Origin of the sequence: Sinorhizobium sp. B11 (assembly GCA_039725955.1) — a bacterium.
Lineage (GTDB): Bacteria > Pseudomonadota > Alphaproteobacteria > Rhizobiales > Rhizobiaceae > Rhizobium.
Map to the genome: position 1 here is coordinate 1031093 of CP091034.1, position 25198 is coordinate 1056290.

A 25198-nucleotide genomic window follows, 5' to 3' on the forward strand; every position below is an offset into this window, starting at 1 on the left:
TTTGGCCGCGGTTGAAACAGGCGCGCTAGTTGGCTTTTGCAAGCTCGCGGTCGATTGCCGAGACGAGGCGGTTGTCGTCCGCCGTGACGTCGGGGGCGAAACGGGCAACGACCTTGCCATTGCGGCCGACAAGGAATTTCTCGAAGTTCCAGAGGATTTCCTTGTCGTCGCCGGCAAGGCCGGCGCCCTTCAGCCGCTCACGCATCGGCCCTTCGCCTGTCGTTTCCACTTCGGAGCCGGTCAGGTTCTTGTAGAGCGGGTGCTTGTCCGGTCCCTTGACGGAAATCTTCGAGAACATCGGGAAATCGACGCCGAAGGTGCTGGTGCAGAAATCCAGGATTTCCGCATCCGTGCCCGGCTCCTGGCCCTTGAAGTCATTGGCCGGGAAGCCGGCGATGACGAAGCCGCGCTCGCGCTTGTCGGCATAGAGCTTTTCAAGCCCTTCATACTGCACCGTCAGGCCGCACTTGGAGGCGACATTGACGATGAGCAGCACCTGGCCGCGATATTCGTTGAGCGTCGTCTCACGTCCTTGCACTGTCTTGACCGGAATATCGAGAAGGTCAGTCATTTTTATCTCCAATGAATATGGGGCGAATTGAATTGGAACTGTCTGAAATCAGGTTCCGCAGAAGGTCTGGAGCACCCGCTCTTCCGGCTTCGGCGGGTCCATATAGGCTGTAAACGCCGGCTGCTCCTCGTAGGGGTGCGAAAGAACTGTGAGCAGTGCCTCGAACAGCGAAAAATCGCCGTCCTCAACGGCCGCCTCGATCGCCTGCTCGACCCGATGGTTGCGCGCAATGAAGGCCGGATTGACCTGCTTCATTGCTGCAGCCCGATCACTGGGCATCTGCGGATCGCGCGAAAGCCGCTCGCGCCAGCGCGCCAGCCATTCGGTGCCGGCAGCAGGCTCGCGGAAAGTCGATGTGAATACCGCCTCGGACGCCTCGTCGCCTGCAACGGCCGACAGCCGCCGGAAGGTCAGCGTAAAATCTGCGCCCCCTGCCTGCATCAGCGCCAGCAATGACTGGATGAGTTCGAGATCGCCGTCTTCGATTGAAGTCAGACCGATCTTGCCGCGCATGCCCTGCAGCCAATAGGCGTGGAAACGCTCGCCATAGGCCTTGATGATGGCGTTGGCATGCTCGATCGCCTTGTCTTTGTCGGCATCAACAAGCGGCAGCAGCGCTTCACCGAGCCGCGCCAGGTTCCATTGCCCGATACCCGGCTGATTGGCATAGGCGTAGCGCCCATGCTGGTCGATCGACGAGAACACCGTCATCGGATCGTAGATATCCATGAAGGCGCAGGGACCGAAATCGATCGTCTCGCCCGAGATCGTCATATTGTCGGTATTCATCACTCCATGGATGAAGCCCACCTGCAGCCAGCGGGCGATCAGCGCCGCCTGCCGGTCGCAGACAGCTTCATAGAGCGCGAGATAGGGATTTTCCGCCGCCCTCAGCTCGGGATAGTGCCGTTCGATGACATGATCTGCGAGTGCCTTGATGCCGTCCTCGTCGCCACCAGCGGAAAGATACTGGAAGGTACCGACGCGGATATGGCTTGCTGCGACGCGCGTGAAGACGGCGCCCGGCAAGATATCCTCACGCCGAACGCCTTCGCCGGTCAGCACGGCGGCAAGCGCCCGCGTGGCGGGAATGCCGAGCGCAAACATCGCTTCGCTGATGATATATTCACGCAGCACCGGACCGAGAGCTGCCCGCCCGTCGCCCCGGCGCGAAAACGGCGTCTGGCCCGCGCCCTTGAGCTGGATATCGCGGCGCTTCCCGTTGCGGTCGATCACTTCTCCGAGAAGGATCGCGCGCCCGTCGCCGAGCAGTGGCACGAAATGCCCGAACTGATGGCCGGAATAGGCCATCGCCAGCGGCTCCGCGCCGCCAGGCACGAGATTTCCGGAAAAAATTGCTGCGCCATCGCGCTTCAGGACCTCGACATCAAGCCCCAGTTCTCTAGCCAGCGGTTCGTTGAGCTTGATCAGCCACGGCTCGGCCACCTGCGTTGGCGCCTGCAGGGCGAAGAAGTTCTGCGGTAGCCGCACATAGCTGTTGTCGAAGCCGAAGGCGTTTTCCGGCGGGTTTGTCTGCGGGGCGGAGGTCATGACTAATAGGTAGGGCCGCAGATGCGGTCACGCAAGCCGCCTTAGGTCCAAACCATCCGCTTCACGAAGGGCAAAAAAGTGCAAGGAATGGTGATCGGCCTTTACCTCTCTGCAAAGCAGATGTGCCATAAAAGACATAGCGCCGCCATGATTGCAGGCGTATAGCAAAACCATCTCCTCTTGGCATTTTTGCCATGTCATCCCCGCGGCCCTGTCGCCCCGTGTGCTCCGCTGCGCCTTTGCGAGTGATCCCTGACGATGTCGGATCAGATTTATCATGCGCCGATGGTCCGGCGTGCAGCACCCAATTTCCGGGTGATCGCGATGATTGTCGCGAGTGCCATGCTCATGGAAAATGTCGACGCAACCGTGCTGGCGACCGCGCTGCCGACGATGGCGCGCGATTTCGGCGTCGACGCCCCGGCCATGTCGATTGCGCTGACTTCCTACCTGCTCAGCCTTGCGATCTTCATTCCCGCCAGCGGCCGCGTGGCAGACAGTTTCGGCTCGCGCACCGTCTTCCGCTCGGCGATCGCCGTCTTCGTGGTTGGCTCGATCCTCTGTGCCTTTGCGCCGACCTTGACGTTCCTCGTGCTTGCCCGCCTGCTGCAGGGCATCGGCGGTGCCATGATGATGCCGGTCGGCCGTCTGGTGCTGATGCGCAGCGTCGACCGCAAGGATATGGTCAGCGCCATGTCCTGGCTGCTGGTGCCGGCGCTGATCGGCCCGATCGTCGGCCCTCCACTCGGCGGCTTCATCGTCACCTATCTCGACTGGCGTTGGATCTTCTACATCAACGTGCCGATCGGCATCATCGGCATGATCTTCGTGTCGATCTATATCGACGAGGTGAAGGGCAAGGCCGCCGGTCCCTTCGATACGATCGGCTTCATCCTCTCGGGCATTTCGCTCGGCTCGATGCTGTTCGGCTTCGAATTGTCGAGCCATGAAGGGCAGGGTTCCTTCTCGATCTTCCTCATTGCGATCGGCCTGCTCTTCGGCATTGCCTATCTGCGCCATGCGCGCCGGCATCCGGCCCCGATCATGGATTTCTCGCTGATGAGGGTGCCGAGCTTCGGCACCTCTGTCATCGCCGGTTCGCTGACGCGCATCACGCAGGGCGCGCAGCCCTTCCTGCTGCCGCTGCTCTTCCAGATCGGCTTTGGTCTTTCGGCCGCCGCCGCGGGGCAGATCGTCATTTCCACCGCACTCGGCGCGCTGTTCATGAAACCCCTGGCAAAGGCCGTCTTCCGCCGTTTCGGTTTCCGCCGAAGCCTTATTATCAACGGCATTCTCGGCACGATCGGTTATGGTCTCTGCGCCGCCTTCCGGCCGGATTGGCCGATGCCGCTGATCTTCATCGCGCTCGTGCTCAGCGCCTTCTTCATGTCGTTCCAGTTCACCGCCTATAATACCATCGCCTATGACGAGATCAGCCAGGAACGCATGAGCTCGGCCACGAGCTTCTACACCACCTTCCAGCAGCTGATGCTCTCGCTCGGCATCTGCATCGGCGCACTGGCGCTGCATGCCTCGATGGCGTTCAACGATGTCGAAACGCCGAAGCTTGGCGATTTCTCCGCCGCCTTCATCGTGGTTGCGATCATTTCGATCAGCGCCACCATCTGGAACCTGCGCTTCTCGCCGACGGCGGGCGAAGAGATCAGCGGCTACAGGGTCAAGCACAAGAAAGGCGCCGCAGCCTGAAGCTGAGGCGCCTTCCTCTTCGTCAGAGGCCGACAGGTTCCCGCAATCGCCTGCGCCGCAATGGACGCGCCTTGCGTTGGTCCGCCTGGAGCCCGTAGGCCATGCGGCGGTCGAGGTCCTCGAAGGCCGCAAGATCCATATCCTGCATGCCACCTCCACAGCCGCCTCCGGTTCGGCTTGCGTCTGTTGCCCTTTAATCGCAAGCCACAGATCACGCCAGCTGCGCCGGCGTGTCATTGCCCCCACCATCGTCACGCCATGCCCTCCCGATCACTCCGTCACGCCGCCCGGGGCAGGCACGCTTCGCAGATCGCCGCAACATGGCGGTGGTCGGTGCCGCAGCAGCCGCCGAGCACGTGCACCTGCGGCATGCGGCGAAGGAGCTCGCGGTAGCGCTGGCCCAGATCGGCAGGGTCGCCGGCATCCAGCACTTCACTATTGTCGAGCTGTTCATGGCTCATGGTCGAAGCGTTGGCGCGGATGCCGGAAATGCGCTTTACCCAGCCGCTGCCATGATCGAGCGCCGCCTCGAAATGCGTCGGGTGGGCGCAGTTGATCATGTAGTAGGCCGGCGATCCGCCGGTGGCCGCATCCGTCGTCTCGATCGCATCCTGAAGGCTGCGGCCGGTCACCAGCCTGCCATCCGTCTCCAGCGTGAAGGAGATGGCACAGGGCATGCCGAGCGTGCTGGCTGCCCGCGCAATACCGATCGCCTCATCGATATTGGTCAGCGTGAAAGCAGCGACCATATCGGCCTCGGTGCCGGCGAAGGTCTCGATCTGGAAGGCGTGATAGTCCTCCGCTTCGTCGGCGCTCATGACGCCCGCCTTGTAGCCGTCGCCACGCGGGCCGATGGCGCCGCTGACGACAATTGGCTGCTCCGGTCGCTCATAGTCGTGGCGCAAGCCCACGAGCAGTTCGACGGCTTGCTCGTTTGCTGTTTGCAGCGCTTCGGTCGTATAGTTGAGCTTCTGACCCCAGTCGGGATTGGCACGCCATGTGGCGGTGTCGAGCACGAAGCCCGTGCCGTGTCGCCGGGCGATATCCAGGTAGCGGCGATAGTAGTTCTTCGTGCGCTCCCGCCCGTCTTCGGATGCCAGCAATACGAAGGAGGCGAAATGCGGAAGATCGATGCCTTCTTGAAAGATCATCGTGGTTTCCATGCCGCCATCGCTAATGAAGGCGCCGCCTTTAAGCTGCGGCAACCCATGCCTGTACTTTGCCATCGTGAAACCTCTCCAGTCGAGGCGCCTGAAATGACTGCCGTCGATGGTCATGTTCTGCCGCTTATTCTGGTGTCAAACTAGGCGACTTGCGGTATACTATCACAGGTTTCGAATTTTGCGGATTGAAATCAATCCCTTGCATGGGCCGGTGCTGCCGGGGGCGCAGGCGGGCTCGATCTAGCTGTCCAGAAAACTGTACCGTGGGTACAGGAGGGGAACATGCGAAAGGGCGAAGAAACGCGGAATCGCATCCTTGATGTGGCGGAAGCAGCGGTCCTGCAGAAGGGGTTCGGCGGCACGTCCATCGAGGAATTGATCGTCGAAACCGGCATTACCAAGAGCGGCTTCTTTTACCACTTCAAGGACAAGAACGAGCTCGCGAAAGCGCTGCTCAACCGCTACATCGAAAACGACGAACGCATCTATGACGAGATCTTCAGCCGTGCGCGCGATCTGATGGATGATCCGCTTCAATCCTTTCTGCTGGGCTTGAAGCTGCTCTCCGAACTGGTCGCCGACCTGCCGAACGGCCATCCGGGCTGCCTCGTGGCGACAGTCTGCTATTACGAGCGGCTCTTCGATCGCGAGATCCAGGAGACAAACCGCAATGCCGTACTTGCCTGGCGCCGCCGCTTCGGCCGCATGTTCCGCGAGATCATGGAAGTCTATTCGCCACGCGAGCCCGTCGATGTCGACCAGCTCGCCGATATGGTTTCTTCGGTGCTGGAAGGCGGCATCGTTCTCTCAAAGACGCTGAAGGAGCCGAATACGCTCGCCGAACAGGTGCTGATGCTGCGCATCTTCGTGAGGATGCTCTTCCTGCCCGCCATCGAGTCGCCGCTCGTTGCCGTCAGACATGAACATATCTATGGCACGGTGAGGAGTGGCGAGCAGCTTTAGGCTTTGCCGTCTTCCAGCTCAGCCGCCAGGCCGGCAAGCTTGCGTACGGTGTTGAGGTTGCGGGAGGTGCCTGCCTTCAGTGCCGGAAGCTTCAGCTTCGATCGGCCGGAGCCGATGGGATAGTGCACATAGATTTCGCGCCCGGCGAGCTTTGCTTCCTCGCCATCGGGCGCCACCAACTTTTCCAGTGCATCCTTGGGTGCTGCCTCGGGCAGGAAATAGACCAGCAGAAAATTCGGCTTGGCGTCGGGGAAGGGCGCGTGGGCGATGATGCCGTCAAGCTCCCTGCGGCTGCGCACCATAACGCCCGGTCGCTTGCCCATCTTCTTTCCCAGTGCCTCGTCGAGCTTCTCCTCCACCGCCTTTTCGGCCCCATCCGAACGGAACAGGACGTTGCCGCTCTGGATGTAGGTCTTCACGTCGGTGAAGCCGAGCTGCTCGCAGATCGACTTCAGCTCGGCCATCGGCAGGGAGCCCGTGCCGCCGACATTCACGGCTCTCAGCAGCGCGATATAGACGGCCATTTCTCCCTCCCTTGAGCGAGTGGCGCACCAGGGCACGCCACATCCGCGCGCCCTACATCTTGGCCGCTACCTTTATCGCAAATGCATATTCGAATGCGATCTCTTCCAGCCGCTGGAAGCGGCCCGAAGCCCCGCCATGGCCAGCGTCCATGTTGGTCTTGAGCAGGATGGGTGCGGCACCCGTCGTCTTGTCGCGCAGCTTTGCGACCCATTTCGCCGGCTCCCAATAGGTGACGCGCGGGTCCGTCAGGCCACCGAGCGCCAGGATCGGCGGATAGGGTTTCGCGCCGACATTGTCATAGGGCGAATAGGCGGCGATCTGCTCGTATTCTTCGCGGCTCTCGATCGGGTTGCCCCATTCCGGCCATTCCGGCGGAGTGAGCGGCAGCGTGTCGTCGAGCATGGTGTTCAGGACGTCGACGAAAGGAACGGCGGCGATGAGACCCGCGAATTTCTCCGGCGCCATGTTGGCAACCGCACCCATCAGCATGCCGCCGGCAGACCCGCCCTCGGCGATGATACCAGCGTAGGACGTGAACTTCTCCTGATTCAGATAGTCAGCGGCAGCGATGAAGTCCTTGAACGTATTGGTCTTCTTGTCCATCTTGCCGTCTTCGTACCAGGCAAAGCCCTTGTCCTTGCCGCCGCGAATATGGGCGATGGCATAGACGAAGCCGCGATCGGCGAGCGACAGGCAATTGGTGTTGAAGCCGGCTGGAATGGTAATGCCATAGGCGCCGTAGCCATAGAGCAGGCAGGGAGCGGAGCCGTCGAGCGGCGTATCCTTGCGATAGAGCAGGGTCACCGGTACCTTTTCGCCATCCCATGCCGGCGCAAAGACGCGGCGGGTGACATAGTCGTCAGGGTTATGGCCCGATGGCACTTCCTGCGTCTTCAAGAGCGTGCGCTCGCGGGTGACCATGTTGTAATCGTAAAGCTGCGAGGGCGTCGTCATCGAGGAATAGGAGAAGCGGATGACGTCTGTGTCATATTCGGCGGCACCCGAAAGGCCGAGCGAATAGGCTTCCTCATCGAAGGCGATTGCATGTTCTTCGCCGCTCAGGCGGTCGCGGATCATGATCTGCGGCAGGCCGTCCTTGCGCTCGAGCCACAGGAGATGGCGAGCATAGGCCATGTGGCTGATGATCAGAGTGCCCGGCTTGTGCGGCACGACCTCGCGCCAGTTCTCCTTGCCCGGCTTGTCAACGGGCGTTTCCATGATCTTGAAATCCTTGGCGCCGCCGTCATTGGTGAGAATGTAAAAGACGTCGCCGCCTTCGGTCAGCGAATATTCGATGCCTTCTTCGCGCACCGCTACCAGCTTCGGCTCGGCGTTCAGGTCCTTCGTCGACAAGAGGCGATATTCGCTCGTCTCGTGGTCATGGATGTCGATGTAAATGAAGTCGTCGAGCAGCGAGCCGCCGACGCCCATGAAGAAGCCGGCATCCGCCTCCTCGTAAACCAGCCTGTCTTCGCTCTGCGGCGTGCCGAGGACGTGGTGGAAAACCTTCGAGGGGCGGTGGTTCTCGTCGAGCGCCGAATAGAAGAAACTCTTCCCGTCGGGCGCCCAGACCCCGCCGCCACCGGTATTCTCGATCACGTCGGACAGGTCTTCGAGGCTTGAAAGATCGCGAACCCTGAGCGTGAAGAATTCCGAGCCTTTGTCGTCATAGCCCCAGATGCCGCGGCTGTGGTCCGTGCAATGATCGAGGCCGGCGAGTCGGAAATAGGCCTTGCCGGCGGCTTCCTTGTCGCCGTCGAGAAGGATTGTGCGGATCGTCTCGTCCTTCACATTGCCATCGCGCGGGATGCGGAAATAGCGGGGCTGCTCGCCGCCGGTGACGAAGGACGTGCCGTAGGCATGAGGGCCGTCCTTCATCGGGACCGAGCTGTCGTCTTCCTTGATGCGGCCGCGCATTTCGGCAAACAGCACCTTCTGCAAGGCCTTGGTGTCTTCCATGGCCGCGTTCATGTAGCCATTTTCGGCCTCCAGATGGGCGCGGATATCCGCGTCGAGGATGGAGGGATCCTTGAACATGGCCTGCCAGTTGTCTGCCCGCAGCCAGGCATAGTCGTCAGTGCGCGTGATGCCGTGCCGCGTATCGGAGACGGGCCTTTTTTCAGCAGCGGGCGGGGCGGGCAGGTTCTTGAAAGCGGTCAAGGAAAGCTCCGTAAAGGGCGGTATCGGTGGGCAAGAGATAGAGGTGCGGCGGGTCATGATCAAGCGTCGGCCGGTGAACCTTATTGAGACAAAATGGCCGGCGCGTTGCCTTGATGTCACCACATTGTTTAAGAATGTCCGCTAGCGCTGCGCGAAAATTGCACCCGCGTCAGGCCTCCGGCAAGCTTCCGGCGGCATTATGATGAATACATAACAGTAAAGGTTTCTCCGTAATGCCGAAACGTCTGGTCCTGTTTATGTCGCTTGCAGCCCTTGCAGCCTCGTCCGCCCTTGCAGTCGATCCCGCCATCAAGAAGCAGCTCGAAAAGCTGGATCCGGCCACCCGCCTCGAGCAGAGCTGCGATACCGAAGCCATGAGTCGCATCAACCAGGACGGCACCGGCTTCCGGCCGGACAAGGTCATCGCGTACACATTCAAGGACCCGATCCCAAGCGATGACCGCCTCGAAGCCCCCGGCGCCGTCTTCCGCAGCAAGGGCGATTGGTATCACCTTTCCTACACCTGCATTACCGGCCCGCAGCACATCAATGTGCGTAACCTGCAGTACAAGATCGGTGACAAGGTGCCGAAGGATAAGTGGACAAAATACTATCTTTACGATTGAGCCCTCGGCCTCTTCCCGTCACTCTCACATTCCGGTGACGGGCACAGGAATGCGGGCAGATTGAGACATGAACCGCTCGCGCCGGGCGGCATCAGGCCACATGGCCCGCTTCGTTTCTTTGTTTTAATATTGCCTGAAACATCAACTGAATCTGATTCTTCATGAAACGCTGTCTTCTCGCTTCTGCGCTGCTCCTGGCTGCCCCGTCGGCATTTGCCGCCGAAATACTTGCTCCTGCCACGCCAGCCCATACGCCAGCGGCAGCCGGTCCGAAGCTCGTTGAGCCGCATCTGCACATCGCCCGCTCCAACGTATCAGGCCGCGCCCGTATCGCGCTCACCTTCGATGCCTGCATGGGCGAGGCTGATGAGCGCATCCTGTCGACGCTCGTCAGCGAGCGTATCCCGGCGACGATCTTCGTCACCGCCCGCTGGCTGAAACGCAATCCGAAGGCCGTTGCCGTCTTTCTGCAGAATCCCGACCTTTTCGAGCTGGAGAATCACGGCGAGAAGCATATCCCGGCAATCGACAAGCCGGTGCTGGTCTATGGCATTGCATCCGCCGGATCGCCCGATGCCGTCAGGCAGGAGGTGGAGGGCGGTGCTGCCGCCATGGTCGCATCAGGCATTCCCGCACCCCACTGGTTCCGGGGCTCGACTGCCAAATACGATCTCTCGGCCATCGGCCAGATCCGCGCCATGGGATACCGCATCGCCGGTTATTCCGTGAATGGCGACGGCGGCTCGCTGCTGGGTGCGGCGGTCACCGAAAAGCGCATTTCCTCGGCCAAGGATGGCGATGTCGTCATCTCCCATATCAACCAGCCGACCCATGCGGCCGGTGAGGGCGTCGCCAAGGCGCTCGTCGATCTCAAGGCAAAAGGCACGGAGTTCGTCCGGCTGCAGGATGTTGCTGATACGGGCGACGACAAGACGACGGAATAGAGCAATTCCGGCAAAAGTGTGCAGCGGATTGCGTCCGGAATTGCGTAAAAGCAAAGAGATAGAGAACTTTCCTGATTCGAAATAAACGGAAATGCTCTGGGACGGGGCTTATCTCAGTTCCTCGCCGGTCCGCGTCCAATCCGCCGCGAAACTCCGCATGGTCGGCGCATCCCTGTCGAGGGCGAAATCCTCGAACCAGTCGCGATGCATGCCGGCGAGCATTGCGCCGATCATTTGCCCGGCGAGGTAGGAGAAGGTGATGCCGTTGCCGCCGTAGCCGTAGGCGGCATAAACGCCGGCCATGCCGGGCACAGGACCTATCAGCGGCAAGCCGTCTGCCGTCTCACCGAAGGTGCCGCACCAGGCATGCTCCACCCGTGTATCCGCCTTCGGCCATAGCCGCTTCAGCTTTTCCCGGATCGCCATGACCTTTCCCGGCAGCTTGCGGTCGCGCTCTTCGGGGTCGGTCGTGTCGTCGTCCTCGCCGCCGGCGATGATACGATTGTCGTCAGTGGTGCGCACATAGAGATAGGGATGGCTGTCTTCCCAGAGCAGCATGCCATCCCGCCAGAGATCGTCAGGCTTCTGTGGAACGGTGGCGAGCGCCCAGCTGGAACTGGCGCGATGCAGCTTCGGCATGTCCAGGCCGGGCATGGAATAGCCGGTCGCCAGCACCACATGCTGCGCCTCGATCACATGGGCGCCGTTCGTCTCGGTCGTGACGCGTCCGCCTTCGCTGTGAAGCCCAGTCACCGAGGCGTTGATCAGCCGCGCACCGCGCGAAAAGGCAATCTGCAGCAAAGACCAGGTGAGCAGCAGCGGGTCGGCCTGCGCTGACCCCGGTGAGAGGATCGCTGCATCGCGGTCGAATTCGTATTGGGTGAGGAGATCGGGATGTTCGAGATAGTGGCCCGGCAGTCCCGCCCGGCGGCGAAGCTGCCGTTCGTCCATCAGTTCGCGCGCACCCTCGTGGTTGTTGGCGAGATAGAGTGTATTGCGGGGCTGGAAACCGCAGGTAATGCCATGGGCGGCAATCAGCTTGGCAAGCCCCGCGACACAGGCAGCGCTGCGTCGATAGATGCCGGCCGCCCGTTCGAAGCCGTAAAAGGTCTCCAACTCACCGAGCGTGCGGTCGATCTCCCATTGCAGCATCGCCGTGCTTGCCGCGGTGCTGCCGAGCCCAGGCTGTTCGCGGTCGATGACGACCACCGAGAAGCCACGCGCCGTCAGATGTTCGGCGGCAAGCGCGCCGGTGATGCCGCCGCCGATAATGGCGATATCGGCCTTGAAGCTCTGCTCCAGCGGCTGATAGACCGGTTGCACGCCGTTCCTGCCCCAGAGCGAGCAGCCGCCCACGAGCTCGTCGTGGCTGGCTTCGTTGAGATGCAGGTCGGATGCCATAGGCTTGTCTCCGGGCGCTGTCGTTACTTCGGCAGTTGCGGCTGTGGTTTTTCCTCGATCAGCAGTTCGTCGATGATGGTCATGACGACGAGCGACAGCGGCAGGGCCAGCATGGCGCCGACCGCCCCCCACATCCACGTCCAGAAGATGATCGCCAGGAAGACGACGAAGGGGTTGATCTCCAACCGCCGCCCCATGACCGCGGGGAAGATAAGGTTCTCCATGACGAGGTGCACGGTGAAGAATGCTGCCGCCGGGATGAGGCCGATGACGATGCCGTCATGGGACATGACGCCTGCGATAGCCACGGCAAAGGTCATCATCGTGATGCCGAGATAGGGGATGAAGCTCGAGATGAAGGCGAAGAAGCCCCAGAGAACGGGCGTCGGCAGACCGCCGGCATAGGCGATGATGGTCATGACGACACCAAGCGCGACATAGATCAGAGAGGCTGTGGCGAAATAAAAGCCGAGCGCCTGTTCCACGGCATTGATGACGCGGATTGCCGCGAGCCTCTGCGCACGCTCGCGGAAGGTCATGATTATCGTCTTGCGTAGGCTGACACGGCTGGCAAGAAAGAGCAGCAGGGCAGCAAAGAAGATCAGCCCCTGTACCAGCGCCGGCGTCAGGTTCGTCGTCACCACGTGCAGGACGTTGCCGGTATTCGCGAGCAGGGATTCGATGGACATAGGCCCGCTCTGGAAAGTCGCGGGCGTGATGTGCAGCCACTCGATCCGTTCCAGATAAGGCATGATGCGCTGTGTGGTGCGATCGATGAAATCAGGCGCGTCATTGGCAAGCATCGTCAGTGGTCCGGCAAGCGAATTGACGAGCAAAAAGATGACAAGCGCGACGCCGCTGGAAAGCAGTACGGCATTGGCAAGCCGCGGCACACCCATCTTCGAAAGTTTCTCGGCTGCCATGCCGAGGATCATGCCGACGACTACGGCGAGCGTGATCGGGATCAGGATCAGCGACATCTGATAGACGGCGGCAAGCCCGAGGATGCCGAAGATGCCGATGATGGCCCAGGCCATGCTGACATCGAGCCCATCCTTCTCGACGCGCCGCACCGGTGCCGGTGGCAGCCCCTCGGCTGCTTCCTGCAGCGTTCGCGCCCATGCGCTGGTATGGCGTTCGCCAAGACGGATCTTGCTTGCCTGTTTCCGGATGCCGTTGGCGATACCCATGTGCGATAAGTCCCCGAAGCCCGATTGCTTCGCCAATCAACGCACAGGGGTTGCCACAGGTTCCCCTCTGGTATCGAGCCATCTAGGCAGCCCGCTGTCGCGCGACGAAATCCACGAAGGCGCGTAGCGGCGGCGGCATCTGGCGCCGGCTCGGATAATAGAGGTGGAAGCCGGGGAAGGGCGGTGTCCACTCGTCGAGCATGCTGATCAGCCGTCCTGCAGCGAGATGTTCCGCGACGTGATAGTCGAAGAGATAACCGATGCCGACGCCATCGAGCACGGCCCGCAGCATCAGATCGTTGTCTGTGGTGCTGAGCGGTCCCGAAACGGCAACCTCAAGCTTCTCGTCGCCGCGCTCGAATTCCCAGTGGTAGAGGCTACCATCCGTCGGCCAGCGGGAGACGACGCAGGAATGGTCGCGCAGGTCGCGCGGCGTGTCCGGGATGCCGTGGCGCGCGATGTAGTCGGGCGAGGCGACGACGACGAGCCGCATCTCGCCGCCGAGTTTCACGCTCACCATGTCCTTTTCCACCATCTCGCCCAGACGGATGCCGGCATCGAAGCGGTCTGCGACGATATCGGAGAGTTTGTCATCCACGATGATGTCCATGACGATATCGGGAAAGGCCGCGTGGAAAGGCGCAATCAGCGGCGCCAGCCTGTGTACGATCGCAACCCGCGGCGCGTTGATGCGCAGCAGGCCGGCCGGCGTATCGCGCAGCGCAGAAACATCCGCCACCGCCTGGTCGAGATCGGCAAGTGCCGGCAGCAGCCGGGCAAGCAGCCGCTGGCCTGCCTCGCTCGGCGCCACGCTGCGGGTCGTGCGGTTGAGCAGCCGGATGCCCATCCGCTCCTCGAGCGTGCGGATCGTCTGGCTGAGCGCGGAGGCGGATATGCCGAGCCGGGCGGCCGCACGGGCAAAATTGCCGTGCTCGGCGATCGCGGCAAAAGCCCTGAGTTCCGCATAGTCGCTACCGCGCATTATACTCTTTTTTCTAAGGAAGCCATGCCGATAATGTAGCATTGTTGTCAGTATCGGCAAGGCGCATCTTCTGTCTGCAACACAGGAGATTACCCATGACTGATACATTGTCCCTTGACCGCTACCGTCTCCTCGGCCGTTCCGGCCTGCGCGTTTCGCCGCTGTCGCTCGGCGCCATGACCTTCGGAACAGACTGGGGCTGGGGCGCGGATGAAGAGGAGTCCCGCCGCATGTTTGACGCCTATGTCGATCGCGGCGGCAACTTCATCGATACCGCCAATCAATATACCGGCGGCACCTCGGAAAAACTCGTAGGCCGCTTTGCCGAAGGCCGCCGCGACGAGCTTGTCATCGCCACCAAATATACGATTACCTCGCGCCCGAAAGATCCGAATTCCGGCGGCAATCATCGCCGCAGCATGATCCGTTCGGTAGAAGACAGTCTGAAGCGACTGAATACCGACTACATCGATCTCTTCTACCTGCATGCCTGGGATTTCACGACCTCGGTCGAAGAGGTCATGCGCGGGCTCGACGATCTCGTTACTGCCGGCAAGATCGTTTATGCCGGCATCTCCGACACCCCTGCCTGGCAGGTTGCGCGCATGCAGACGCTGGCCGACCTGCGTGGTTGGGCGCCGCTGGTCGCCTTGCAGATCGAATACAGCCTGATCGAACGCACGGTGGAGCGCGAACTGATCCCCATGGCCCATGAACTCGGCCTCGGCGTCATTCCCTGGTCGCCGCTCGGCATGGGCGTTCTGACAGGCAAATACAGCCGCTCCGATCTCGATATCGGGGCGGGAACGGCAAGTGCGGTCGGCACCCGTAAGAATGTCGCCGCCGGCAACGGTGCGCTGACGGAACGCAGTCTCGGCATCGCCGATGTCGTGAAGCAGGTCGCAGCCGAAATCGGCAAGACGCCGGCACAGGTGGCGATCGCCTGGACGCTGACCAATCCGGCCGTGACCTCGCCGATCATGGGCGTCAAGACGATGGCCCAGCTCGAAGACAATCTTGGTGCGCTCGATGTTGTCCTGTCGGACGAACACCGCGCCCGCCTCGCCGAGGCAAGCGCGATTGTCCTTGGCTTCCCGCATGATTTCCTCGCCAAGCCGCTAACGCGCGGCGTCATGTTCGGCGAGGTGACCATCGAGCCCCGTCATTGAAGTCCGAGGTTATTCAAATGGAAATGGCGCCGGAAACGGCGCCATTTGTCGTTTGGACTCTTTGCTGCGAAAAGCCTAGCCGTGCCGTTCCAAATTCACCGCCCAAGTGCAATGGAAAGCGGGACGGCAATGTAGCCTGATGGCGGTGCCGTTTCCGCTCCGGCCGGCGCAAGCACCGGCGGCGGCAGATTTTCATCTATTTTTGCCGGGCCGATACGGTTCCAGTCGTAGAGGAAGATTTCCTCGTAGAACTTGGCGATCTCCACATCATAGAAGATCAGGCTCGCATCGCGGTTGAAGCCGGTGCCGGCTGTCGTCCAGTTGTGGCTGCCCATCAGGACGGCTTCGCTGTCGATGATAATCCCCTTGGTATGGCAGTTCTTCTGCTTGCGGATCTTGTTGGTATCGAAGCCGTAATCCTTGGCATTGCTGATGACGTCGCGGTCCTCGGAGCCGAAGCTGCGGAAGATGATGCGCACGTCGAGGCCACCCTTTTGCTTTTCAAGCAGCGCATCCAGGAGCCGGCGATAGTTGTCGCCCACTGTCTTGGTATTGAAGCTCTGGTTCTGGAAATAGATCCGGCTCTTGGCCGATTGGATGAATGGCAATACGACGTCGATATAGTTGTCGGGCGTCAGGATCGGCTGCACGTCGATCGTGCGCTCGCCGGTCAGCGGCTGGAAATAGCGCGGCTTCTGAGGCGCCTCGAGCGTATCCATGGCGAGATTGGCTGGCAGGAACACCAGCTGTTCCGGCACGATGCCGGCCTCCGTCACCGTCTTGGCCTCTGCAAGATCGCGCAGGATATGCGCCTCGTAGAGTTTGCTGAGCTCAGCGTTTTCAAGGATGGCATGCCATTCGCGATTGTAGAGCCGTAGTGCCGATGCCTCGTCATCCTTGTTCGTCAAAGGCGCCACGTTTGGCTGGTTGGAACTTTGCCAGTTGCCGCTCGAGAGCCACATGGCCTTGTGGTCACGCACGGCGACCTTGATGTGATAGGCGGAATCGAAGATGCCGTCCTTGCCGACGCTCGCCGGCGCGAAATCGAACTTATTACCCTTCGCATCGCGGATCTGAGCGACCGCTTCGGCATCCGTCAGGTCGCCGTCATGCACCTTGCCGCCCATCTGCAGCACCATGGAGATGGTCTCGGCCTGGCCTTTGACCGCGTCCAGCACGCCATTGGCGACATTCGTCGCTCCGAAATCGTACATGGCAACGACCAGCGAGGTGCGGGTCTTCGACAGGAACGGGCCAAGCTGCGGCCAGCTTGCGTCGGGTCCGGTATGGATGACGAATTTGCCGCTGACCGGGCGCCGGCTCAGTGGCAGATCGGGGCGCGGCTTGTAATTCGTGTGCCAGCTTGCCGTCGCGGCTTCGTCCAGATCGATGCCGAAGAGATCCTGTGCGGAGGCAACGGTGATATCGGTGCGAACGCCATCGATATAATCAGGCAGTTTCGTGCGGCCGCGTGCTTCCAGGGCACCCAACTCGAGCTTGCGATTGACCGCAATCACGACGGCGCGCTGATCGGTGATCTCGCCATTCTCGAAGCGATAGCCCGGTTTGATTGCGACGACATCCTCGCGATTGGCAAATTGCGATCGCGCGCTGCGCACCGCTGCAAACACCTGTTCCTTGGTCGGCATCGCGATCGGCGCGACCGCTGCCGCATCGGTGCCGGAACCGGCCGTATTCACGACGAAGGTCGATCCCGAAGAAGAGAGTGTCGGTCCGCCGGAAAGCGATGATTGCAGCGCAGCTGTATCGAGTTCAACGGTGATCTTCAGCGGCACCGTGAACGTTACTTTCCCGCCGCTGCTGCCTGTTCCGCTTCCGCCGCCGCTATTGCCGTCCTTGCCGCTCACGATGATCTCCCCGTTCGATGGCGCTTCGAGCAGTCCGCGGGCGCGTTGCAGGCAGCGCTGCAATACGGCTGCCGGGACCGCGTCATTCTCGATGAATTCGGTGCCGCTGTAATGAAGCCCGGTCACCCTCCCGGTGCCGATGTCGAGCAGCGGAGAGCCGGAATTGCCGCCGAGGGTGGAGCAGGAATGCGTGACACGGTTCTCATCGGCGGCCAGCAGGTTTCCGACCGCAAGCCGTTTCTTGGTGAAGACGCCGCCAAAGATCTTTTCGGCAAGCCTCTGGTCGGAAAAGCGGGAATCGCTGGCCGGATAACCGATTGCGGCAACCGGCAGATTGCGCACTGGCAGATCGACAGCAAGGTCGAGTTTCAAACGTCCGACCGGCGAGGACTTCTGCTCCAGTTTCAGGAAGGCGACATCGGGCCCGCTTTCCGGCGCCACCCAGACGACGCGTTCGATCTTCACCTCGTCGCTGGCGTCATTGCCGTATTCTTCCAGGAAGTCGATATTGACGCCGATCTCGCGGCGTGCGTCGAAACCGATCTTGAACCTGAAGCCGGTGCCGCTTGCTTCGGCGAAAAGATTGGCCACATGCCGGTTGGTTACAACGAGGCCATCGTCGATCACCCAGGCCGTGCCGGCATAGTCGCGATCGGCGTTGCTTACATCGACACGGCCGATCGAAACCATCGCCCGGTTCACATTCGCGGCGTTTTCCGTGAGGATGCGACGCCACGCCCTGGCCTCCTCGCGGGCGCTGTCGATATCGACGGCATTGTTCTTGACGAGGAAAACCGGCGTGCCCACGGCAAAGACGATAGTCTCGTCGTTACCAACAGGTGGCGGCCCGATATCCACCCCTTCCTCGACAGGCTGGTCTTTGTTCATCAGGGCGCGCACGCCCCCATAGCGGACATTCATGGCGCGGCCGGCTTCGCTAAGCCATTCGGGTTTATCGGCGCTGTGCATCAGCGCCCGGATATCTGCCTGCACATCAGGCGGACTGGCAGCCGCGACCTGCTGCGCCACCAGCTTGACGCGCTGGGAGTCCTCGACTGTCATTCTGCCTCCTCAGTCCGTAGGCGGACATTTCGTTGGGATACGATCGGGAATGGCTGCGAAATCTATTCAGGGTTGCAAAGTAGATGGATACGCCCAGTTTATTACAGCGGCATGATGGCGTCGAGACCCGCTGCATCGCCAGGCTGGGCGACTGGTAATTGCCTGAAAACAAAAAGGTCGTTTCGGAAAATTCCGAAACGACCCTTCTGATATAGTCTGAGGGTGGTCGCCTTAGGCTGAAAGCGTCAGCCCTATACCCCACGGATCCCTGAGGAAGACGCCGCCGTCGCGTTTCTCGCTCTTGATCTCCAGTTCGTCGAGCTTCAACACGGCCTTGTCGAGCGTTTCCTTGTCGTTGAAGCGGATCTTGTAGTCGGAAAGGCCGGTCATGTGGTCTGCGCGCATGCCGGCGCCGCGGCTGTTCCAGATATTGGCGGCGAGATGGTGGTGATAGCCGCCGCTCGCAAAGAAGCTCGCGCTCGGATAACGGGCCATCACCTTCAGGCCAAGCACGTCGCGATAGAAGGCATCCGCCTGCGGGATGTCGCCGACCTGCAGGTGGATGTGACCGATCGCAGTGCCGTCAGCCATTCCGGTCCACGCGTCATCGGGGGCGCTGTTGTAGAGCGCCTGCAGATCCAGCCGCAGGGTCGCCATCTCCACCATGCCGTCTGGGTGGAATTTCCAGCCTTCATGTGGCCGGTCGGCATAGATTTCGATGCCGTTGCCCTCCGGATCGGAAAGATAGATCGCCTCGCTGACCACATGGTCGGACGCGCCTTCGAGCGTGACATTGTTCTGCGCAGCATGACGAAGCCAGCGCGCAAGCTCGGTGCGATTGGGTACGAGGAAGGCGGTGTGAAACAGGCCTGCGGCGTTGCGGGGAGCTTCGCGTGCGTTGTTGTCTGTCGTCAGCGTCAGGAGCGGCAGGCTGGCAACACCGAGAACCTCACCGCTTGCGGTCTTTTCGAGCACCGACAGACCAAGTATCTTCTGATAGAAACCGGAGACCGCCGCCAGGTCTTTTACGACCAGGTGCGACTGGTCGATATAGGCAGGGCGCGTCAGCGCATAGGAAGTTTCTGATGATGTCATGGAATGATCTCCTGCCCTGGAATTAAAAGGCGTACCGGCGGTGGCGGCAAGTGTGCCGCCCGTAGCGAGCGCGAGGAATTTTCGCCGGTCCATTCGCCTGTAAGCTCCCCTCGGCTGCTGTACTTGATATCTATATGGCCTATTCACATTGTTCACAGAAGGCCCATTTTTGACGATGAAGCGTTCTGAAAACGTTGACGATGCCTGGCTCTCCACTTGATATCAGTCAATGCGCTTTATCTATCCGGAGAGGATAGTTGACGACGAAGAGCAACACCTCAAGGAGGATCGCATGTACAGGAAGATCATCGTTCCGATTGAAATCGGCAGCATCGAAAAAGGCGAGAAGATTTTCCGCAAGGCGGAAAAGCTGCTCGACGATGGCGGCGAGATCATCCTCCTCAACGTCGTCGAGGATATTCCGACCTACGTCGCTATAGAGTTGCCGGCAAACGTCGTCGAAAACGCCATGAAGGAAGGCCGTGACAGGCTGGATAGCCTCGTTGCCAAGACCGGCATTCCGGCCACCGTCGAAGTCCGCAACGGTCCGCCCGCCAACGGCATTCTGGCCGCTGCCGAAAACCACGGTGCCGATCTCATCATGGTCGCCTCGCATCTTCCCGATATCTACAACTACTTCATCGGTGCCACCGCCGATCGCGTAGTGCGTCACGCCAAGTGCTCGGTGCTGGTGGACCGGTAGGACGTGAAACCCATGGACATGAAATTACAGGAAAAGATCCTGCGTGATCGCTGGCACGAACTGACAACGCGCCTGCGAAAGATCGATACGGATCTCGGCCGCACCAAGGCGATCGATGACGAAGACCGCGCCATCGAAAACGAGAACGACGAAGTGCTGGAAGGTCTCGGCCAGGCCGGAGAAGAGGAGTTGCGCGCCATTGATGCCGCCCTCGAACGCATCGCCAAAGGCACTTACGGCACCTGTGCCCGCTGCGGCGCCGGGATCTCCGCGGCCCGCCTTGCAGTGCTGCCGCAGACGCCGCTCTGCGAGGATTGCGCGGCGGGCAAGTAAGCGCGCCATCAAGAACACGCTTGGCTCGTCACAAAGATTTAACCTGACGCCACCAGGCGTCCGGTTGCGCCTTGCCCAATTCAATGCGACCATCCCCTTACTCTGAGTAAGGGCGCGTGCATGGGCGAGTTCAACGGCATTCGCTGGGCCTACGACAGATATGAACTGATCGCGGACGGCATTGTTCATGGCGTCGGGCTGTTCTTTGCGCTGATCGGCGTGACCGTACTGATCTTCTACGCCACTCTCTGGAGCCCGGCCGGCGCGCTTGTTGCCGCCTGGGTTTACGGCGTGGGACTGGTGCTGACGCTCGGCATTTCCTTTTCCTACAATATCTGGCCGGTTTCGCGCACCAAATGGTATCTGCGCCGGTTCGATCATTCGGCGATCTTCATCCTGATCGCCGCCACCTACACGCCCTTTCTGGAGCGCGGCGCCGATGACCCGCTGCTCCTGGGCACGCTGATCGCCATCTGGGCGATCGCAGCCTTCGGCATCTTCGTCAAATGTGTTTTCCCGGGCAGGTATGACCGGTTGGCGATCCTGCTTTATCTCGCCATGGGGTGGAGCGGCGTACTGGTGGCAGAGCCCGTCGCTTCGCGCATTCCCTATGCCTCCATGCTGCTGATCATCATCGGCGGCATCATCTATTCGCTGGGCGTCATCTTCCATGTCTGGGAAAGGCTCCGCTTCCAGAATGCGATCTGGCACGCCTTCGTGGTGGCCGCCGCCGCCGTGCACTATTCGGCCGTGCTGACCTGCTTCAGCCTCTCGGTCCCCGCCTTCTGACATCTTGCGTTTACATAAGCCCGCGCCCGGCGTATTCCCCGTGCAAACAAGCTTATTCGAACACGACCATTCCGAGCCGGGCCTGCCACATGACCAATACCGTTCTTATCAGGGACGCTGCCGAAGCTGATCTTCCTGCTGTCAGAGATATCTACAATCACGCCGTCGAACATACGACGGCGATCTGGAACGAAACGCTTGTCGATCTCGACAACCGGCTGGAATGGTTCAAGGCCCGCAAGGGCAGGGGCTTTCCGGTCATCGTCGCCGAAATGGATGGCAAGGTCGCCGGCTACGCCTCTTACGGTGATTGGCGTGCTTTCGATGGCTACCGCCACACGGTCGAGCATTCCGTCTATGTCGACAAGGATTGCCGCGGCGCCGGCATCGGCGAAAAGCTGATGCGCGCATTGATCGAGCGTGCAAGCGCCGCCAACATCCATGTCATGATTGCCGGCATCGAGGCCGAAAATGCCGCCTCCATCAAACTGCACGAGAAGCTCGGCTTCCGCATCGCCGGCACATTTTCCGAGGTCGGCATCAAATTCGGCCGCTGGCTGGATCTGACCTGTATGGAACTGCGCGTACCGAAGGTCTGATAGGGCCGGTTCCAGATTGATTGCTGGCGAGGACTAACCATATTTTTATCGTAGTCTGCGCCTTGTAGGAATCTCTGATGGCGCGACTCGCGGAGGAGAGGTTGATGTTTGGACGCTCGGTGCTCGGTCTTTCGGCCTTCCTGGTCATGACAGCTTATTCGCTGCCATCGATGGCGGCCAGTTGCGGCAGCACGGCTTCGCCGGAGCTCGACTGGCAGGAGTGTAACAAAAAGAACCTGATGCTTCAGGGCAGCGACCTGCAGGGCGCCAACCTTGCCGGCACGGATTTTTCGCTGACCGATCTCGGCGGTGCCAACCTCAAATCTGCCAATGCGGAAAAAGCAACCCTCGTGCGCGCCTCTCTGGCCGGAGCAAGTGCCCAGGGCGCCAATTTCGGCAAGATCGAGGCCTACCGCTCCACCTTTGCAGGTGCGGCCGCCGACGGCGCAAGCTTTGCCGGTGCAGAGCTGCAGCGGGCCGATTTCACCGGTGCGCAACTGACGAAGGCCAATTTCGAGAAAGCCGAGCTTGGCCGCGCCAATTTCGACAAGGCGGTGCTGACGGGCGTCAGCTTCGCGCTCGCCAATCTCTCGCGCGCCGATCTGACGGGTGCACGTTATGAGGGCCCGATCAGCTTCGACCGTGCCTTCATGTTCCTGACCCGCATCGAGGGGCTGGATCTGTCCGCCGCCACAGGCCTGCAGCAGGCGCAGATCGATCTTGCCTGTGGCGATTCCTCCACGAAGCTGCCTTCGGGGCTTACCGTCCCGTCAAACTGGCCTTGCCCGCAGGAGCAGGATTAACTCAGGCTAGGCGGCCGACCGGAATGATCTCCCGCGACTGTGCCTGGAAAGGGTTGCCTTCCCATTCGCCATGCCATGCATCGACGGTTAGCCCGGCATCGCTGATCATTGCGGCAAGCTTGTCGCGCGGGGTGTAGAGGATTTTCGAACGTCCGGCGAAACGCTCGCCGGTCGAGAGTACGCGATAGCCGTTCTCGTAGGAAAGAATGCCGCTCGTCTCATCGTAATGCGACTCGTCCGAGGCCTCGATCGCACCAAGCTCCGCATGTTCGAGCTGGCGCACCTTGCTATGACGCACGTCTTGCTGTCCAAGAAAACCGGGATTGCGCGTATCGAAGACAAACCGGCCGATGGGACTGAGATGTGCGGCAATGGTCGCAAGGGCGGCGCGCTGGTCTTCTTCCGTCAGAAAGACCTGGAAAGCGTGGCCCGTCAGCACGATGAGATCGTATTTCTGCCCGAGGCGAACGGTGCGCGCATCACCCTCGATCCATTCCACCTTGTCGCCGCCTGGCCGCGCCCTGCCGATATCCAGCATGGCGGCGGCCGGGTCCACGCCAGTGACGTCGCGTGTCGCTGCGAGCGCTGCCGTCAGTTCTCCGGTGCCACAGCCGAGGTCGAGCGCGGAATGGGCGCCTTCCGCAAGCTTCATGCAGAAGTCGAAATCCGGCCCCCAGCGATTGGCGGTATCATAGAATTGCGCAAGCGAAGGGTCGCGGTAGAGGGGATCGTCGGAAACTGTGCTCATACGTCTGATGCCCTTTCGCTGATGTAGAGATAACGTTCCACCGTCTCGCCGGCCGCGTTCTGCTTGCTGAAGATCTCTCGCCGCTGATGCACGCGTCCGGCGACCTTCTGCGAGGGAAGATTTTCCAGGCTGACGATACTGACGAGGCGCGACAGCCCCATGGCCGAAAAGGCATGATCGCGGCAGGCAAGCGCGGCCTCGGTGGCATAGCCCTTGCCCCAGTAATCCGGCCAGAGGTGGTAGCCAAGCTCGGGCTCCAATCCGCGCGATGTGTCCTGCAGTGTGATCCCGCAGTCGCCGAGCAGTTCGCCGCTCTCGCGATCGATCATCGCCCAGAGGCCGAAACCATTTTTCTCATAGCTTCCGAAGGCGAGCCTGTCGAAGAAATCGCGCGTTGCTGCGGCATCCTTCACGGAAGGGTAATATCGCATGCACAGCGGATCGGCGAAGATGCGCTCGAGCGCCGGCAGGTCCGCGACGGTGATTTCGCGCAACACCAGCCGATCGCTGCGCAGGATTTCGCGGACGATGGACATTGTTTCATCCCTCTGTCATCCAGCGCGCCTAAGCCCGCCAACTTCTTCAGTCCGCTTTATACGAGAGCTTCCGCCATGGCATCTGCAAAGATACGCGTCATTATCGTTGGTGCCGGCGTTGTCGGCGCTTCGCTTGCCTTCCATTTGGCCCGGCGTGGAGCCACTGTCCAAGTCGTGGATGAAAATGAGCAAGCCGGCAGCGGCGTGACGGCACGGGCCTTCGGCTGGGTTAATATCATCAATGTCGTGCCGGGAGCCGTCAATTACGGCCTCGTGCAGCAGGCGCTCGCCGACTATACCCGCCTGCACTCCGATCTGCCGGATGCCTTTGTCGCCGCGCGTCCCGGTTCCCTGTTCTGGCTCAAAGGCACTGCGGAAACCGAAGACTTCGCCGCAGCCCATCGCGCCGAAGGGACGGATGTCGAACTGGTCGATGCCGCAAGGATCGCAGCATGGGAGCCCAATCTACTTGAGCCTCCCGCCTGCGCGATCTTCTCGCCTCGCGATCTCGCGCTCGATCCTGCAAGGCTGGCGCGGGACCTGATCGATGCCGCCGGCGTGCCCGTTACCTTCGGCCGGAAGGTCGAAAGCCTCATCCTTTCGGGCGATCGGGTGCGTGGCGTACGTCTGGCCGATGGCACGATCGAGGCCGATCTCGTGATCCTCGCAGGCGGAACAGCGGTCGACCGCCTGACGGAAAGCGTGGATTTCCAAACGGGCGTCGAAGCCTCACCCTCGATCATCCTGCGCTATAGGTGCGCAGAGCCTGTCGTGAACCGCATTCTCCGCGGCCCCGGCCTGGAAATTCGCCAATCAGCGGACAACATGTTGCACGTCGCCAAGGGCTATATCGATGATTCCGCGGAGAACGCACCGGAAGAGGTTGGTCAGCGGATCTTGAAGATCATGCATGAGCGCCTGCGCCTGCCCGAAGGCGTCTCATTGATCGAGGCTGCTGCCGGTTACCGGCCATTCTTCTCCGATGAAATGCCGCGGCTCGGTTTCCTGCCCGGCATCGAGGGCGCCTATGTCGCGGTCGGTCATCCCGGCGTCATTCTCGCGCCGCTGCTTGGACGGCTTGCCGCAGAGCATGTGCTGGAAGGCCGGCGTTCGCCGCTCATCCCATGCGCCGGCCTGATATGAAAAAAGCGGACCCGTGGGTCCGCTTTTCGTTTTGGTTTCAAGCTCTTACTTGCCGGGCTCGAAAACCATCGCATGCCCGTTGATGCAGTAGCGAAGGCCGGTCGGCGGCGGCCCATCCGGGAAGACGTGACCGAGATGGGCCTCGCAGGTGCCGCAGCGGATTTCCGTGCGCACCATTCCATAGGTCGTGTCGCTGTGTTCGGTCACGGACTCCGGAGAGACCGGCTCGAAATAGCTCGGCCAGCCGCATCCGGCATCGAACTTCGTGTCGGAGCGGAAGAGCGGCGAATTACAGCTGACGCAGCGGTAGAGACCGGTCTCGAAGGAATCCCAGTAGGGACCAGTAAAGGCGCGTTCGGTCCCGTGCTGGCGGGTGATACGGTACTGCTCGGGGGTCAGCAGTTCCTTCCATTCGGCATCGGTCTTGTGGACTTTTGGTGTGGTGGTCGTTTCGGCCATGGAGTGCTCCTTTCGCCGATGGGGGCAATCTCTTTTCGTGCGCAAATGTGGTGCGTTGAGCGCAATTGATCAAGACTGGGATCGCGCCTCCGGGAGCTGAACCTGGGG

The 25198-nt window shown here is 61.0% G+C and carries 24 protein-coding genes; 11 read left to right on the forward strand and 13 right to left on the reverse strand.

Going from position 1 to position 25198, the window contains the following annotated elements:
• Positions 1-25 precede the first annotated feature (25 nt).
• Both LVY75_14880 and LVY75_14885 read right to left on the reverse strand, forming a co-directional pair.
• Complete coding sequence (locus LVY75_14880) at positions 26-571, reverse strand: glutathione peroxidase (protein ID XAZ24490.1); 546 nt, start codon at positions 569-571, stop codon at positions 26-28.
• A gap of 48 nt (positions 572-619) precedes the next feature.
• The gene (locus LVY75_14885) at positions 620-2122 is read right to left on the reverse strand and encodes a YdiU family protein (GenBank protein XAZ24491.1); all 1503 of its coding nucleotides are present in this window, start codon (positions 2120-2122) and stop codon (positions 620-622) included.
• Between the two features lie 258 nt (positions 2123-2380).
• On the opposite strand from LVY75_14885, the gene LVY75_14890 reads away from it, so the two are divergent.
• Positions 2381-3829: a multidrug efflux MFS transporter gene (locus LVY75_14890; GenBank protein ID XAZ24492.1), complete on the forward strand. Its 1449-nt coding sequence runs from the start codon at positions 2381-2383 to the stop codon at positions 3827-3829.
• A 278-nt stretch (positions 3830-4107) separates the two neighbouring features.
• On the opposite strand, the gene LVY75_14895 is transcribed toward LVY75_14890, so the two are convergent.
• Complete coding sequence (locus tag LVY75_14895) at positions 4108-5055, reverse strand: homocysteine S-methyltransferase family protein (protein ID XAZ24493.1); 948 nt, start codon at positions 5053-5055, stop codon at positions 4108-4110.
• Between the two features lie 219 nt (positions 5056-5274).
• On the opposite strand from LVY75_14895, the gene LVY75_14900 reads away from it, so the two are divergent.
• Positions 5275-5955, forward strand: a complete 681-nt coding sequence (locus LVY75_14900; protein XAZ24494.1) for a TetR/AcrR family transcriptional regulator — start codon at positions 5275-5277, stop codon at positions 5953-5955.
• On the opposite strand, the gene LVY75_14905 is transcribed toward LVY75_14900, so the two are convergent.
• Positions 5952-6479, reverse strand: coding sequence for a DUF1697 domain-containing protein (locus LVY75_14905; GenBank protein ID XAZ24495.1), 528 nt, complete (start codon positions 6477-6479; stop codon positions 5952-5954). The two genes, LVY75_14900 and LVY75_14905, sit on opposite strands and share 4 nt — an antisense overlap.
• Before the next feature lie 52 nt (positions 6480-6531).
• Positions 6532-8640: a S9 family peptidase gene (locus LVY75_14910; GenBank protein ID XAZ24496.1), complete on the reverse strand. Its 2109-nt coding sequence runs from the start codon at positions 8638-8640 to the stop codon at positions 6532-6534.
• Between the two features lie 233 nt (positions 8641-8873).
• Here LVY75_14910 and LVY75_14915 point away from each other — a divergent pair, with 233 nt between their 5' ends.
• Entirely contained in the window at positions 8874-9266 is a 393-nt protein-coding gene (locus LVY75_14915; GenBank protein XAZ24497.1) for a DUF930 domain-containing protein, read from the forward strand.
• 161 nt (positions 9267-9427) lie between these two features.
• The gene (locus LVY75_14920) at positions 9428-10210 is read left to right on the forward strand and encodes a polysaccharide deacetylase family protein (GenBank protein XAZ24498.1); all 783 of its coding nucleotides are present in this window, start codon (positions 9428-9430) and stop codon (positions 10208-10210) included.
• Between the two features lie 108 nt (positions 10211-10318).
• Here LVY75_14920 and LVY75_14925 read toward each other — a convergent pair whose 3' ends face one another.
• The 3 genes from LVY75_14925 to LVY75_14935 form a co-directional block, all read right to left on the reverse strand.
• Positions 10319-11611, reverse strand: a complete 1293-nt coding sequence (locus LVY75_14925; protein XAZ24499.1) for an FAD-binding oxidoreductase — start codon at positions 11609-11611, stop codon at positions 10319-10321.
• A gap of 23 nt (positions 11612-11634) precedes the next feature.
• The gene (locus tag LVY75_14930) at positions 11635-12801 is read right to left on the reverse strand and encodes an AI-2E family transporter (protein XAZ24500.1); all 1167 of its coding nucleotides are present in this window, start codon (positions 12799-12801) and stop codon (positions 11635-11637) included.
• A gap of 82 nt (positions 12802-12883) precedes the next feature.
• A complete protein-coding gene (locus LVY75_14935; GenBank protein ID XAZ24501.1) occupies positions 12884-13783 on the reverse strand; it encodes a LysR family transcriptional regulator in 900 nt (299 codons plus the stop codon).
• A 95-nt stretch (positions 13784-13878) separates the two neighbouring features.
• Here LVY75_14935 and LVY75_14940 point away from each other — a divergent pair, with 95 nt between their 5' ends.
• Complete coding sequence (locus LVY75_14940; protein XAZ24502.1) at positions 13879-14952, forward strand: aldo/keto reductase; 1074 nt, start codon at positions 13879-13881, stop codon at positions 14950-14952.
• Positions 14953-15047: 95 nt separating this feature from the next.
• Here the strand turns inward: LVY75_14940 and LVY75_14945 are convergent, their stop codons facing one another.
• Both LVY75_14945 and LVY75_14950 read right to left on the reverse strand, forming a co-directional pair.
• Positions 15048-17882, reverse strand: a complete 2835-nt coding sequence (locus LVY75_14945) for a phospholipase D-like domain-containing protein (protein XAZ24503.1) — start codon at positions 17880-17882, stop codon at positions 15048-15050.
• 231 nt (positions 17883-18113) lie between these two features.
• Positions 18114-19070 (reverse strand): VOC family protein, encoded by a 957-nt coding sequence (locus LVY75_14950; GenBank protein ID XAZ24504.1) that lies wholly within the window; start codon positions 19068-19070, stop codon positions 18114-18116.
• A 199-nt stretch (positions 19071-19269) separates the two neighbouring features.
• Between LVY75_14950 and LVY75_14955 the strand changes: the two genes are divergently transcribed.
• The 5 genes from LVY75_14955 to LVY75_14975 all read left to right on the forward strand — a co-directional run bounded on the left by LVY75_14955 (position 19270) and on the right by LVY75_14975 (position 22204).
• Positions 19270-19680, forward strand: coding sequence for a universal stress protein (locus LVY75_14955; protein ID XAZ24505.1), 411 nt, complete (start codon positions 19270-19272; stop codon positions 19678-19680).
• 12 nt (positions 19681-19692) lie between these two features.
• Positions 19693-20013 (forward strand): TraR/DksA family transcriptional regulator, encoded by a 321-nt coding sequence (locus tag LVY75_14960; GenBank protein XAZ24506.1) that lies wholly within the window; start codon positions 19693-19695, stop codon positions 20011-20013.
• A gap of 120 nt (positions 20014-20133) precedes the next feature.
• Entirely contained in the window at positions 20134-20802 is a 669-nt protein-coding gene (locus LVY75_14965) for a hemolysin III family protein (GenBank protein XAZ24507.1), read from the forward strand.
• Between the two features lie 89 nt (positions 20803-20891).
• Complete coding sequence (locus LVY75_14970) at positions 20892-21401, forward strand: N-acetyltransferase family protein (GenBank protein ID XAZ24508.1); 510 nt, start codon at positions 20892-20894, stop codon at positions 21399-21401.
• Positions 21402-21505: 104 nt separating this feature from the next.
• Positions 21506-22204, forward strand: a complete 699-nt coding sequence (locus LVY75_14975) for a pentapeptide repeat-containing protein (protein XAZ24509.1) — start codon at positions 21506-21508, stop codon at positions 22202-22204.
• Between the two features lies 1 nt (position 22205).
• On the opposite strand, the gene LVY75_14980 is transcribed toward LVY75_14975, so the two are convergent.
• Both LVY75_14980 and LVY75_14985 read right to left on the reverse strand, forming a co-directional pair.
• A complete protein-coding gene (locus tag LVY75_14980) occupies positions 22206-22952 on the reverse strand; it encodes a class I SAM-dependent methyltransferase (protein ID XAZ24510.1) in 747 nt (248 codons plus the stop codon).
• A complete protein-coding gene (locus LVY75_14985) occupies positions 22949-23488 on the reverse strand; it encodes a GNAT family N-acetyltransferase (protein ID XAZ24511.1) in 540 nt (179 codons plus the stop codon). Before LVY75_14985 ends, LVY75_14980 begins: the two co-directional genes overlap by 4 nt.
• A gap of 75 nt (positions 23489-23563) precedes the next feature.
• Between LVY75_14985 and LVY75_14990 the strand changes: the two genes are divergently transcribed.
• Positions 23564-24631, forward strand: coding sequence for an FAD-binding oxidoreductase (locus tag LVY75_14990; protein XAZ24512.1), 1068 nt, complete (start codon positions 23564-23566; stop codon positions 24629-24631).
• A 45-nt stretch (positions 24632-24676) separates the two neighbouring features.
• On the opposite strand, the gene msrB is transcribed toward LVY75_14990, so the two are convergent.
• Positions 24677-25090, reverse strand: a complete 414-nt coding sequence (gene msrB / locus LVY75_14995) for a peptide-methionine (R)-S-oxide reductase MsrB (protein ID XAZ24513.1) — start codon at positions 25088-25090, stop codon at positions 24677-24679.
• Positions 25091-25198 lie beyond the last annotated feature (108 nt).

Coding starts and splice junctions, on each gene's coding strand:
- LVY75_14955 (XAZ24505.1), top strand. CDS start 19,270: ATGTACAGGAAGATCATCGTTCCGATTGAAATCGGCAGCATCGAAAAA.
- LVY75_14960 (XAZ24506.1), top strand. CDS start 19,693: ATGGACATGAAATTACAGGAAAAGATCCTGCGTGATCGCTGGCACGAA.
- LVY75_14990 (XAZ24512.1), top strand. CDS start 23,564: ATGGCATCTGCAAAGATACGCGTCATTATCGTTGGTGCCGGCGTTGTC.
- LVY75_14970 (XAZ24508.1), top strand. CDS start 20,892: ATGACCAATACCGTTCTTATCAGGGACGCTGCCGAAGCTGATCTTCCT.
- LVY75_14905 (XAZ24495.1), bottom strand. CDS start 6,479: ATGGCCGTCTATATCGCGCTGCTGAGAGCCGTGAATGTCGGCGGCACG.
- LVY75_14895 (XAZ24493.1), bottom strand. CDS start 5,055: ATGGCAAAGTACAGGCATGGGTTGCCGCAGCTTAAAGGCGGCGCCTTC.
- msrB (XAZ24513.1), bottom strand. CDS start 25,090: ATGGCCGAAACGACCACCACACCAAAAGTCCACAAGACCGATGCCGAA.
- LVY75_14915 (XAZ24497.1), top strand. CDS start 8,874: ATGCCGAAACGTCTGGTCCTGTTTATGTCGCTTGCAGCCCTTGCAGCC.
- LVY75_14935 (XAZ24501.1), bottom strand. CDS start 13,783: ATGCGCGGTAGCGACTATGCGGAACTCAGGGCTTTTGCCGCGATCGCC.
- LVY75_14950 (XAZ24504.1), bottom strand. CDS start 19,070: ATGGACCGGCGAAAATTCCTCGCGCTCGCTACGGGCGGCACACTTGCC.
- LVY75_14980 (XAZ24510.1), bottom strand. CDS start 22,952: ATGAGCACAGTTTCCGACGATCCCCTCTACCGCGACCCTTCGCTTGCG.
- LVY75_14920 (XAZ24498.1), top strand. CDS start 9,428: ATGAAACGCTGTCTTCTCGCTTCTGCGCTGCTCCTGGCTGCCCCGTCG.
- LVY75_14930 (XAZ24500.1), bottom strand. CDS start 12,801: ATGGGTATCGCCAACGGCATCCGGAAACAGGCAAGCAAGATCCGTCTT.
- LVY75_14925 (XAZ24499.1), bottom strand. CDS start 11,611: ATGGCATCCGACCTGCATCTCAACGAAGCCAGCCACGACGAGCTCGTG.
- LVY75_14975 (XAZ24509.1), top strand. CDS start 21,506: ATGTTTGGACGCTCGGTGCTCGGTCTTTCGGCCTTCCTGGTCATGACA.
- LVY75_14945 (XAZ24503.1), bottom strand. CDS start 17,882: ATGACAGTCGAGGACTCCCAGCGCGTCAAGCTGGTGGCGCAGCAGGTC.
- LVY75_14940 (XAZ24502.1), top strand. CDS start 13,879: ATGACTGATACATTGTCCCTTGACCGCTACCGTCTCCTCGGCCGTTCC.
- LVY75_14900 (XAZ24494.1), top strand. CDS start 5,275: ATGCGAAAGGGCGAAGAAACGCGGAATCGCATCCTTGATGTGGCGGAA.
- LVY75_14880 (XAZ24490.1), bottom strand. CDS start 571: ATGACTGACCTTCTCGATATTCCGGTCAAGACAGTGCAAGGACGTGAG.
- LVY75_14985 (XAZ24511.1), bottom strand. CDS start 23,488: ATGTCCATCGTCCGCGAAATCCTGCGCAGCGATCGGCTGGTGTTGCGC.
- LVY75_14885 (XAZ24491.1), bottom strand. CDS start 2,122: ATGACCTCCGCCCCGCAGACAAACCCGCCGGAAAACGCCTTCGGCTTC.
- LVY75_14890 (XAZ24492.1), top strand. CDS start 2,381: ATGTCGGATCAGATTTATCATGCGCCGATGGTCCGGCGTGCAGCACCC.
- LVY75_14965 (XAZ24507.1), top strand. CDS start 20,134: ATGGGCGAGTTCAACGGCATTCGCTGGGCCTACGACAGATATGAACTG.